The 12,184-nt window shown below is 56.3% G+C and carries 9 protein-coding genes; 8 read left to right on the top strand and 1 reads right to left on the bottom strand.

Features of this window, described 5'->3' with window-relative positions; translation table 11 throughout:
• Window positions 1-2: 2 nt before the first annotated feature.
• The 8 genes from QFZ40_RS20070 to QFZ40_RS20035 all read left to right on the top strand — a co-directional run bounded on the left by QFZ40_RS20070 (window position 3) and on the right by QFZ40_RS20035 (window position 11,008).
• Entirely contained in the window at window positions 3-1,112 is a 1,110-nt protein-coding gene (locus QFZ40_RS20070; protein ID WP_306906553.1) for a DegT/DnrJ/EryC1/StrS family aminotransferase, read from the top strand.
• Window positions 1,113-1,180: 68 nt separating this feature from the next.
• Window positions 1,181-2,098 (top strand): glycosyltransferase family 2 protein, encoded by a 918-nt coding sequence (locus tag QFZ40_RS20065; RefSeq protein ID WP_306906552.1) that lies wholly within the window; start codon window positions 1,181-1,183, stop codon window positions 2,096-2,098.
• The gene (locus QFZ40_RS20060) at window positions 2,095-3,678 is read left to right on the top strand and encodes a lipopolysaccharide biosynthesis protein (protein WP_306906551.1); all 1,584 of its coding nucleotides are present in this window, start codon (window positions 2,095-2,097) and stop codon (window positions 3,676-3,678) included. Before QFZ40_RS20065 ends, QFZ40_RS20060 begins: the two co-directional genes overlap by 4 nt.
• 503 nt (window positions 3,679-4,181) lie before the next feature.
• The gene (locus QFZ40_RS20055) at window positions 4,182-4,901 is read left to right on the top strand and encodes a rhamnosyltransferase WsaF family glycosyltransferase (protein WP_306906550.1); all 720 of its coding nucleotides are present in this window, start codon (window positions 4,182-4,184) and stop codon (window positions 4,899-4,901) included.
• Entirely contained in the window at window positions 4,889-6,202 is a 1,314-nt protein-coding gene (locus tag QFZ40_RS20050) for an acyltransferase family protein (RefSeq protein WP_306906549.1), read from the top strand. The genes QFZ40_RS20055 and QFZ40_RS20050 overlap by 13 nt, the downstream gene beginning before the upstream one ends.
• Complete coding sequence (locus QFZ40_RS20045; RefSeq protein WP_306906548.1) at window positions 6,199-8,814, top strand: WecB/TagA/CpsF family glycosyltransferase; 2,616 nt, start codon at window positions 6,199-6,201, stop codon at window positions 8,812-8,814. The genes QFZ40_RS20050 and QFZ40_RS20045 overlap by 4 nt, the downstream gene beginning before the upstream one ends.
• A 338-nt stretch (window positions 8,815-9,152) precedes the next feature.
• Complete coding sequence (locus QFZ40_RS20040) at window positions 9,153-10,202, top strand: O-antigen ligase family protein (RefSeq protein WP_306906547.1); 1,050 nt, start codon at window positions 9,153-9,155, stop codon at window positions 10,200-10,202.
• A complete protein-coding gene (locus QFZ40_RS20035; RefSeq protein WP_306906546.1) occupies window positions 10,184-11,008 on the top strand; it encodes a chain-length determining protein in 825 nt (274 codons plus the stop codon). Before QFZ40_RS20040 ends, QFZ40_RS20035 begins: the two co-directional genes overlap by 19 nt.
• Here the strand turns inward: QFZ40_RS20035 and QFZ40_RS20030 are convergent.
• Window positions 10,979-12,010 (bottom strand): transposase, encoded by a 1,032-nt coding sequence (locus QFZ40_RS20030; RefSeq protein WP_306906545.1) that lies wholly within the window; start codon window positions 12,008-12,010, stop codon window positions 10,979-10,981. The genes QFZ40_RS20035 and QFZ40_RS20030 overlap by 30 nt on opposite strands.
• Between the last annotated feature and the right edge of the window lie 174 nt (window positions 12,011-12,184).

Below are 12,184 nucleotides of genomic sequence, written 5' to 3'. Positions count from 1 at the left end.
ACATGAACATTCCCCTCGTGGACCTGGCCGCACAGAGTCAAGAAGTCGAAGAGGAGCTTTTGCCAGAAATCCAAGAGTTGTTTCGAAGCGGTCAGTTCATTGGCGGAAAGGCTGTTGAGCTATTCGAACAGGTGTATGCAGAATTTCTGGGATCGCGCTACTGCATTGGTGTGGGTAACGGCACCGATGCGCTCGAAATGGCCTTGCGAGCCGTTGGAGTGACGCGCAACTCCGAGGTGATTATTCCGGTCAATACGTTTATCGCCACTGCCGAGGCTGTTATACGGATCGGTGCAATACCCATCTTCGTCGATGTTGACGAAAAGTATTTGTTGATTAGCGCACCAAATGTCGCTGCAGCCGTTACAAGCAGAACATCTGCAATCGTTCCCGTACACCTGTACGGACAAGTCGCAGCAGTTGAAGAACTTGAGTCGATGGCACGCGACGCGGGAGCGCACATAGTGGAGGATGCGGCCCAGGCCCAAGGCGCCACTCGATTCGGACGTTCCGCGGGCAGTCTGGGGTCCGCATCGGCAACCAGCTTCTACCCTGGAAAGAATCTTGGAGCCGCGGGGGATGCCGGGGCAGTCATAACCGATAACGAATCAATTGCAAGAACCGTTCGGATGCTCAGTTCTCACGGGAGCATCGTGAAATATGTTCACGAAACCGTGGGGTTCAACTCACGGCTTGATGCTATCCAGGCAACTGTTCTCAGTATAAAACTGAGGCGGTTGAATGACTGGAATGCACGGCGCCGGCAGGTTGCCGCCCGTTACGACCAGATGCTTCGAGAGATTGACGACATAATCCTACCAAAGTCCATGCCAGGCAACATGGACGTCTGGCACCTGTATGTCATTCGGATTCCGCAACGGGATGCCGTCCTGAAGCGACTTCACGAAGCCGGCATTGGTGCCGGCATCCATTATCCTCAGCCGCTTCACAGGACTCCTGCTCTCATCGACATTCCGGCACGTGCATATCCCGTAGCCGAAAGGGCCGCAGACCAAATACTTTCTCTGCCCATTCACGCGCATCTTACGGAAACGGAGCAGCAGTTTGTCGTAGACACGCTACTGAGGGCCCTTCGGGGGCGTGGGCTATGAATACACACCGGTGCACTTCTTCACTGGAAAGGCGGTGATCTCACATGAAGATCCGAGCATTGTGCGTTATGAAGAATGAATCAGACATTATCGAACAAACGCTTTCCGATGCGCTCCGCTGGTGTGATGAAATATTTCTATTAGATAATGGCAGCGACGACGATGGTTGGCAACGCGTCCAGTCCATGTCTAAATTGGAGCCTCGAATTATTCCAGTGGGATGTGATTTAACACCCTTCCACGATGGGATAAGGGCTCGGCTTTACAACGCAAATGCTGCAAAGGCTGCCGGTGGTGATTGGTGGTGCAGGTTAGATGCCGACGAATTCTATGTTGACGATCCTCGTGAGATTCTAGTGAAGACGCCAGATGAATATTTTTCAGTATGGTCTGCGAGCATTTCTTACTACTTTACAGATATCGATGCAGAAAGATACTTCGCCAGCCCTGACCTGTTTAATGACGATGTACCAATAACCGAAAAGTGCCGCTATTACCTTAATCACTGGTCGGAACCGCGCTTCTTCCGTCATGATCCAACAATCGGTTGGCAACACACGGATGGTGGCTTTCCTCGCGCGGTGTGGAGTCGCCCCGCAGCACCCATGCGAATCCCAATCAGGCATTTTGCCTACAGATCGCCGACCCAAATACAAAAGCGCCTTGATACTCGCCGAACTTCGCCAGGGATGCCATCTGAATTTTCGCATGAGATGGTCAAAGAATGGGCGATGTCAGTGACACAAGTTAGGAACGTGGGCTATTTCGCCGGAACACCGGATGAAACGGTTCCTGATTCTTGGAAATCGCGTATCGTGCCGGCAGCTGCACTGGATTATGACGCGCATGACGGCGTCCTCGTCATCAACGAAGACCTCATGCCTCCCATTCCTCAGCCTTGGAGTCCCTTCAAAGTGTGGGCAATGCGGATACGCTCAGAATTGAAGCGAGCGTCTATCGTTCCCTCGGGGAGATGGCGCTCGTGAGCGAGCAACTGTCGGCGGATATTGCCATGGGGCAGAAAGTCCGTCGAGGACTGGTTTGGAGTACGGCTAGCAATATTGTGCTGCGTCTGAGCAATCTGGCAGTGGGTATCATCATGGCACGCCTTATTGCTCCAGAGGCCTTCGGAGTCTTTGCAGTCGCGCTTACAACTTGGTCCATCCTCGGATCCCTCGCCGAATTTGGTCTCGGAGCTGACTTGGTTCGCCGCGATGACTATCAGCGCCATCTCCCAACTGTGGGCACTCTTGGGCTGGTCTTAAGCAGCATTCTCGCCGGGGCAATGTATTTCGCCGCATCACACGTCGCCATTTTTTTCGGAAGCCCCGAAGCTACAAGTGTTGTCCAATTGATGTCGATATCAATATTCCTCATCGGCCTTTCAGTAGTCCCAGCAGCCCTTCTGCAGCGAAATATCCGTCAAGGCACTCTCTTTGCCGTCGATGCATCTTCAATGGTCATATCGACATTGGTGATGGCCCTCCTGGCCATCACAGGATTCGGTCCCGCCGCCCTGGCACTGGGCAGAATCGCTGGACAGTCCGCAGCGGTAGTGATGCAGTACATTGCCGTAGGGCGATGGCCGGAGTTCGGGTGGGACCGAGAGGTGGCCCGCGAGGCGGTCGGGTTTGGTCTGCCGCTAGCGACGGCCAACTTCGTGGCATGGCTGACGGTGAGCGTCGACAACCTTATGGTTGCCCGCACTCTCGGTCCCCTCGAACTGGGCCTCTATGCCTTGGCCTTTAATGTGGCCTCGTGGCCTATGTCCGTGGCCGGCCAGTCTGTGAGAGTCATCGCACTCCCGGCCTTTTCCAGATTGGCCAGCACTGTACACAGGGGCCGCGCCATGGTGCAGGTAAGCGGACCCATCTGGGCGGTGAGCATCCTAGTGGCAGTCGGTCTCATGTTCCTGGCACCCCAACTGGTGTCCGTTGCATACGGGGATGTTTGGATGGGAGCCGTCGTGGCGGTCGTTCCTTTGGCCGCATTTGGCGCCTTTCGCGTCATCTTCGACCTTGCTGCGACTTATCTTATTGCGAGCGGTCATACCCGCAGAGTCCTGCTCATCCAGGCCATCTGGTTAGTGACGCTGATACCCGCAATGTTCGTTGGAGTGCAATCGGCAGGCCTCGCAGGGGCCGGGTGGGCACACGTAATAGTGGCATTGGCTGTGGTTCTTCCTGCTTACCTCATCTCCATGCGGCGATCGGCCGTTCCCACTCTTGGATTCATTGGTGCGTGGATCGTTCCGACACTTGCCGGTTTGCCCCTCGCCGGAGTCCTGTGGCTCACGACAGTCACCATCCCAGTACGGTGGCTCGCACTCACCGTTGGGACAATTGCAGGCTCAATTGCCTACGCCTTACCCCTCATGAACTGGTGGCTCAGACAAGTGCGGGAGCTGTCCCGACTTCAAGGCGGACAAGTGACCGAGCCAGGGCGCGCCGAGGGCGCTGAACCGGAACTGGATGGCGGAGCCCGGAGCGGCCCCCCAGGAACCGCGTTGCAAGTAGCCGCAGCGGCTTCCTCCGACCAGAGACCGAACATTGGAGAAGAGCAATGATCAAGGGGACGGACTACCAAACACCCTCGTCTCTTCTTCGGCGGGTCCGACAAATAGGCGCAAAAGACGCGGGCCGACGTGTTGCCCGCCGGACGGTCGAATTTCTCGCTACGAAATTTGATACGCAGAGTCTGAATTTCCCGCTGTTGCAGCAGGATATTGCTGATTCGACAAACCTGGAACTTAGTCCGCCGCCTACCCTATCTGCCGCCCGCCCTCTGAGGTTGGGGTGGCTTTGCACTCCCCCGGGTCCAGGATCAGGAGGCCACACAACCTTCTTTCGGATGATCGCTGGAATGGAGGGGCGAGGGCATACTTGCACACTCCTGCTATATAACCGCCATGGAAGTGACTTCAATGCCTACGCAGCATCGATCCGGCGGCACTGGCCGAATCTAAAGGCCGATATTCGACCGCTGCCCCAAGTTATTGACGGATTTGATGGCTGCGTGGCCAGTTCTTGGGACACCGCACATGCTCTGGCCAGTCACGGCGGGGGAAGCATGCATCGCTTTTACTTCATCCAAGACTTTGAACCTTACTTCTATCCGCGCGGCAGCCTTTATAGCCTGGCTGAAGACACCTACCGGTTCGGCTTCACGCACCTGGCACTTGGCCAGATGGTTGCTCGAACACTCGCCCGGGAAGTCGGCGTCGAGTCAATCACGGTCCCATTCGGCAACGACACGAATGCCTACCGCGTCATCGGCGGAGCTCGACGATCTGGAGTCGTCTTCTTTGCGCGTCCCGGTACCGATCGCCGAGGCTACGAACTGGGGCGCCTGGCCCTACAGGCGTTCCACGCCCTGCATCCAGAGCAGAAAATCCACATTTATGGATCCAAGGTGACCGGATGGGGCATTCCGCTTACTCAGTACGGATCGTTAACTCCGGCGGAACTCAATGACTTATACAACAGCACCATCGCTGGGCTGGCCTTGTCCTTTACGAATATTACGTTGGTGGCCTCCGAAATGTTGGCGGCCGGCAACATCGCAGTCGTAAATGACCACGAGTTTTCGCGTACTGTCCTCACCAATCCTGAGGCTCACTGGGCTCCTCCCACTCCGTCCGCACTGGCCCGAGCCTTGAGTGCGGTGGTCTCCGACCCGCACATCCTGGAACGCTCAGTACGCGCCGCGGCCGCTACCGGTCCGAGTTGGGCCGACACGCAGGCCGAGGTCGCGAAGCACATTGAGGAGGCCGTGACGTGCAGGACTTGACAGTTCCCGGGGGTGTCACCAAGAGCAGGCCCGATGTCCGCAGACTCAACTGGCTTGATGGAGTTCGCGCCCTTGCAGCCACATTCGTGGTCCTCCACCACGTCTGGCTGATGTCATACGGCGGATATCCAGGAAACAACGGGCCTTGGTGGACTGACTGGCTCGTGTACGGCCATTTGGCGGTCTCGGTCTTCATCGTCGTCTCCGGTTATTCACTTGCACTCGCCCCTGCGGACCAAGGGATGCGACTGCGGCACGGTGGCCTAACCTTTATGCGGCGCCGTTTTTGGCGGATTGTGCCGCCGTACTGGGCAGCGCTCGGCTTTTCGGCACTACTGATCGCAACCGGGCTGATTGCGTCACCGTCGGGCAGCGAAGTTACCGTTCAAGATATCGCGATTCACGGTCTATTAATCCAAGATGCGATATCCACCACACCGCCTAATGGTGTGTTTTGGTCGATAGCTGTGGAATGGCACATCTATTTCCTTTTTCCGCTGCTCGTTTTCTGCTTGCGCCGATACCGAATTATGCGCGTCATACCAGCGATACTGCTCTTGGTCTTGGTCCAGCACATAGGGGGCCAGTATTTTCCGTTTCTTGCCTTTTTTGAACGATTCAGTACAGCCTATTTTGCACTTTTTGCCTTCGGAACCGCTGCTGTCTGGCTTGCTTCAAAGGCAATCGGAGCCAGGATGGCAGTTTGCGTTGCGGTCACAATGGTGGTGGGATTCATCGTAGTTGCTGCTGTTGCCGGTCCGGCACGGATAGTGGCCACATACTTCTGGGTCGATCTGGCAGTTGGCGGAGCCACCGCGGCTCTATTGACGGCATTAGACCAGGGGAAGCTCAGATGGTTAACATCCCTGCTTGGCACTCGATTTCTTGTCTCTCTGGGCCGGTTCGCATTCAGTATTTACCTCATACACGCGCCCGTACTGGAACTGCTTCGCATTCACGTTGTGGCTAGAGCAGGTCTTACAGGCGCAGCAGCATTTCTGACCCTGGCCTTGCTTGGTATTCCCCTTGCCATAGGCAGCGCCTATCTATTTTTCATCGCTTGCGAACGCCCGTTCCTGACAATTCGAGGATTTCGCCAGCTGCTGGCAAAAGTTTTCCCGAAGCGGGCTCAGATGCGTCCTCTTGAGCCACCCACTCCAAGCCTCGCCAAAACGAATCCATCGGACCGTGGCCCCCTTCACCGTTCGGAACCTCTTCCATCCCAGTCAAGCCACTTTGATTCAGCAATTGGACCATTTCAACCTAAGCCAAAGACGGCTGGACCCGAGAGGCCATCATGACGAAATCAATGAACAGCGGTGTAATTCTTGCTGGCACACCCGTTAACCTCATGGAATTCGAACCGGCCGTATCCCTCATCATGAACAGGGCCATGTCAGACGAAAGGACGCGGCTCGCCGTTGTCTCAGTGAATCTTGACCATCTCCACCATTTTGGGGTGAGGGGACGCTGGGCCGGCACTCTTCATTCGGATCCAGCGAGCACTCTGGAATGGCTCTATCTCCTGGACGGCTCGCCTCTGGTGCAGGAATCACGACGACTGACAGACCATGAGTGGCCAAGGCTTGCTGGTAGTGAACTTGCGTACCCGATACTGGTGCAGGCCGAATTGCTAGGGCTGTCAGTTGGGTTTTTGGGCGGCTCAGAAGCCACTCAAGCTCTTCTAAGACGAAAACTTTCGATCGAACGTCCTCAGTTGAAAATATCAGGAATGTGGTCGCCCAGTCGCGTCGAACTTAATTCCGACGACAGTTCCCAGCAACTTGCACAGCTGATCGCTAATTCGGGTACGCAGATTTTGTTCGTCGGCTTGGGGAAACCACGACAGGAGTTATGGATAGATCGATATGGGGAGCACACAGGGGCGTCCGTTCTCCTGGCGTTTGGTGCAGCTGTGGACTTTATGGCAGGACGAGTAGGACGCGCCCCGGTCTGGGCGCGAGACCATGGCCTGGAGTGGTGCTACCGGTTAGCCAAGGAGCCGCGGCGACTGGCGCGCAGATACCTTATAGACGGACCCGAGGCCTACATCAAGTTGAAGACAAAATCATCCACTCTACCGGCGGAAATTCAGGAAACGAAGCATTTGTCGACGCCTGCTCCGAGGACTCCCGGATATTTCACGGAATCAAACGAGATCGTGGACGCCGTAGCAATAGTAGTCACGTATAACAGTGCGAACCATATCGGCCCATTATTAGACAGTCTCCGTCAGGAGACGGCAGATTTGACCCTACGAGTAATAGTTGCCGATAACTCGTCCGATGACGAAACCGTTCAGAGGATCCGGACCGAGCATCCGGATGTTTGTGTTGTTAATACCGGCGGCAATTTAGGGTATTCGGCCGGCATCAATGTTGCCCTGGCAAGGGCTGGTGAATCAGATTCCGTCATCATTCTGAACCCCGATCTCACAATTGATCGAGGAAGTTTGCGTTTCCTTTGGAACCGGCTGCAGCGATCTCATGCTGGGGTGGTGGTGCCTAAACTGGTTAATGAACGCTCTGAGACTGTCTATTCGATACATCGTGAGCCGACCCTCAGTCGTGCAGTTTGCGATGCCATTCTGGGGAGCCGTATTCCTGACCGTCCAAACTGGCTGGCAGAAACAGACTGCAACCCGGAAAGTTACAGGCACGCTCATATCGTGGAGTGGGCCACGGGAGCGGCCATGATGATTCGCCGTTCAGTAGCCGACCAGATTTCTTGGGACGAAAGCTACTTCCTGTATTCGGAGGAGACGGATTACTGTCGCCGGGTCCGTAAGCTCGGCCATTCCATCTGGTTTGAACCACGGGCGGTAATGACTCACACCGGCGGAGGCTCAGGAAGTTCAGCAAGTCTCAACGCTCTACTATCCGTAAATCGAATTCGCTACATTCGTAAGCATCACTCCTCACTTTACTCGGCCGCATATCGATTTTCAGTGGTACTGTCCGAAGCCCTCAGGTTTTGGAAAACAGACCGTCGGGGAGTTCTTTCTACGGTGCTGAAGGAGGCGAAATGGTCTGAACTTCCAGGTCCATCGCGGCATGACGCCAGCGGATTCCCATCCGGGGCAGTAATTATTCCGGCGCATAATGAAGCGGCCGTCATTGCGCGCGCTCTAGCTCCGCTAGCACCGCTTACAAGATCAGCAGGGATTGAGGTCATAGTGTCCTGCAACGGATGCAGCGACGACACCGCTCAAATAGCTCGGACATTTGAGGGTGTTACCGTCGTGGAAATCGAAGAGGCATCGAAAACCGCTGCTCTCAATGTCGCCGACTCGATAGCTTCCCAATGGCCCAGACTGTACATGGATGCTGACGTAGAAGTTGGATCAGTCGCTTTACGCGAACTGTTCCTGACGCTGTCAGGCGGTGAAAAACTGGCTGCACGCCCTGTTGTCCACTATGACCTCCACGGCGCGAATCCCCTAATTCGTTCCTACTATCACACACGGACTAAGCTCCCATCGGTCCAGACCAGCTTGTGGGCAGGCGGTGTCTACGCCATATCCGAAAAGGGGCATCGCCGATTTACATCGTTTCCGGACCTGATTTCAGATGACCTCTTTATCGACCGCCTTTTTGCGGCGAATGAAAAGACCGTACTAGAGGGCGAACCGGTGGTATTTCGTCCACCAAGGACGCTCAAGGATCAATTCTCTATTTTGCATCGGGTGTATCGTGGCAACTCCGAACAAAACGGTCAGGGCGGGGGTCACAGCACGGCTCGAAACACCCTGAGAGAAGTTCTTAGCTCGGTTCGGGGGCCAATCTCCGCGACAAATGCTGTGATTTACTTTGCCTTCGCCCTTATCGGACGCCGCGGTGCGTCCCGTTCCCATAATTGGGAGCGGGACGAAAGCAGCCGCGGATCCGATAGACAGCGGGACCCTCGCTCATGAATGCCACCGGTCATCTGGATGCTCCCGGCGCCAACAGTGGAGTGGCAAACCCCTGGTTGTTGAAGGGGGCGCTGTTCAGCATATTGGCATTTCCCCCTTACATGGTCCTGGCACCCCTCGGCGCGAGCGGCAGCGTACCTCAGGTCCTGGCGCTCTTACTTTTCGGCCTTTGGGGCGGGTCAGCAATTTTGGGATTACACAATCCTGTGGACTACAGGCACCCTGGGCGCGCAGTGGTTCTCCTAATGATTCTGGCCTCCTGCGCGAGCTATTTGGCCCTCTTTGCTGGCCTTAGTGGGTCTAGCACAGCTATGGGACGGGCCGCCGCTGACCGATGGATGCTTCTCATACTGGCTTCTGCAGGAATCGCTTTTGCAACGACAGAGTCAGTTCGTCGTCTGGAAGACGCGATGCAGTTAGTTCGATGGCTGTTGGCAGGGGCTTCCGTGTGTTGCGTCATTGCAATTTTTCAGTTCGTCACGCGAACTGACCCGCTTGAAGCAATAACGGACTACATGATCGGCTTTGTCAAGAATACTGATGTAGGCAGCCAGCCCAGGGGCATGTTCATGCGAGTCGCAGGAACGACTATGCATCCGATAGAACTTGGCGTGGTGAGTTCGATGCTCCTGCCGCTGTCTGTTTGGAGGGCAGTCCACGACAAGCAGGGAAGTAGGCTTCTCCACTGGATAACGGTCGCACTGCTGGTCCTGGCTAACGCCATGACTGTTTCCCGCTCGGCCCTGATCGGATTGTTGATCGCACTGTTGGTCACGATTCCATTCCTTCCGCGCGTTGAACGCATTTGGGCCATCGTCGTCGCCCCCCTCGGCGCAGCAATGCTCTTCCTTACCGTGCCGGGCCTTATCACCACAATGATTGCCGCAACAACTGCAGGGAACACCGACCCATCCATCACCTACCGAACCAATGATTACCCGTTGGCGCTAAGGCTTCTAGGGGACCGTCCTTGGTTGGGCATCGGTCCTGGTACGTGGATCCCGACACGTCCAATAGACAATTTTGACAACGAGTATCTGTTGGTGGCGGTAACTATGGGTGTCGTTGGTCTCATTGCCTTCATAGCTTATCTTCTGGTCCCTGTGCTGGCTTCCTTCATGGCCGCATGGAACGCAAAGGAAAATGACATCAGTCTTCTCTCCGCTGCTGTTGCGGCAGCAGGGCTTATAGCAACTGTTACATCCGGCGCCTTTGACTCAATGTCTTTTCCAGTATTCGCCCTGCTTTGCCCATTCTTTATTGGTTTGTCAGGCGGGTCCTGGCTCATTGTTAAGTCGCAATTGGAAACGAATCGCAGCACTCTTTGGGAGTCAACGCCGGTTCATGTGCCCCACAATAGGAGAACACAGTGGATCCCCTTTCAGTAATCAGGATTCTGAAACAGCACAAGTGGGTGGCTCTCCCGGCGGTGCTGCTAACACTATTCGCCGTCATTTATGTGTTGTTGTTTGCCCCGCGGTCATACCAGGCCACGATGACATATGCCTTAGTCACGCCGAAGCTACCGTCGGCGACGGAGATTCTGGCTAACCCTACGTTGGCGACTGCGAATGGTGACAACCCGTATCTGCGGAGCCCGGACAGTTCTCTCCTTTCGCAGGTCTTGATCACGAAGCTTGGCGGCCAGGCAACATCAGACGATCTACGGGAAGAGGGATTGGGAACGGAATACACAGTTTCCCAAGCGAGTAACATTGGGTCGGGGATGCTGCTCCAGTTGCAGGCATCCGGCAGTTCGCCTGACCAGGCGGTTGCCACCGTACGCGGGTTGGCTCAACAGCTCACCAGCACACTTTATGACCTGCAGAAGGTAAATGGCGCGGACGACGGTTACCTTTTTTCTGCCTTACCTGTGGACGGGCCAGGCCAAGCGAAGGAAAACTTTTCAAGCCGGCTCAGAACTTTGATAATCGTCGGTGTGGCAGGAGCGTTCCTGGCGTTCGGCGCAGTGTCCATCGCCCGTTCAATTGAGCTTTCACGTGGTCGTCGTTTCGAAGCCGGAGATGTAAGTGCACGCCATGCAAAGACAAACCCAAAGCCGGGAAGGGGTTCGAACATGCAGGCTGCCAGCAAAGATGATGAGCAGGCGCATGAGAGTAGGTCCGAAGCACTCCTCTCTCCACCTGCATCCTCGAATATTCGATCAAGTATGGTGTCCACCCTGAGGGACTAAGGACCGCACAGTCGTAGGTCGCGCGCATTGTGGCGGGAATGAATGACGTCCTTTTGGAACAAGTTTGATTTCGGCAAAATCGATGCCAAAGCCCCGACATGAATATCTCCATGTTTGTTTGGCCTCTGCTCGGCCCATACTGGACCGCCGCGGAGGAGCTGCTCGATGTATGGCGGCCCGCTCCGGTATAATACGGCCTCCACGGCGAGGATGTTGTCCACGTGCGTCTCGGAAGTGATCGACAGCGACAGCGGTGCGGGGAAGCCACATCCGCCGCGCTTTCCGGAAGGCCGCCGAGGGATCGATCGCGACGACCTGCACGGCCAGGCGCCATTCCAGGGGACGGGCGAACAGCCAGTCCCCGACGCCCTTGTGATCGCGGCCGTCAACGACGCCCAGGACCTGACCAGTGTCCAAATCCACGATGGTCGTCATCCACGGCTCGAACCGTGTCCATGCCTTTGTTGATGGGTCCTGGAAGTAGCGCACGGACCGGAACCGGTGTTCATCGATGCCGAGCATCCGCGGGCTGAGCTTGTCCACGTCCGGCAGCCGCAGCAGGCAGGCCTCATTCAGCGCCGCCCGGACCATCCACCAGGAGACCGCGAAGCCGGCAGCCGTCTCTGACACGGCTCTTCCGGAGCGGATGACCGCGTCCACGAGATGGTCCCGCAGCCGGCTCGTAGAACGGGCGCGACGCGGCACCTGCGGCGTGGATTCGAAGAACGAGAGCCGGTCGCACGCTGACTCTTCGCAGTACCAGCGGTACTTGGACCAGAGCACTTCCACCGGCCCGGCGACGGGAATATCCCGGAGTCGTTGAAGCCGGCGCTCTTTCCGCCGGGATGCGATGACACCGCAGCTTGGGCAGCCAGGCGGCTGGTCGGTTTCGATAATGACCTGCCGACGGCCGGCAGTGAAGGTGGTGGAGACGACGTTGTAGTCGGGCAGGTTGAAAAGGATGGTGGCAGCGTCGGCTGCGACCCCGGTAGGCTCGTTCAAGGGCTCGTGGTCCTGTTCCAGCTTGAATGCTTAGACTCACTCATCCCAACAGGGCCACGGGCCCCTTTGTCTTCAACGACACGAACTCAATTCCCCACCAACCACGAAGAGCCCCCATAGGGCTCACCCCCGGATTCGTGGCTGCGCACGTGATCGGCGGCGAGTCGCCCTTTG

The organism is Arthrobacter pascens, from assembly GCF_030816475.1.
Taxonomy (GTDB): Bacteria; Actinomycetota; Actinomycetes; order Actinomycetales; family Micrococcaceae; genus Arthrobacter; species Arthrobacter pascens_B.
This window is presented reverse-complemented; position numbering and strand designations above follow the sequence as displayed.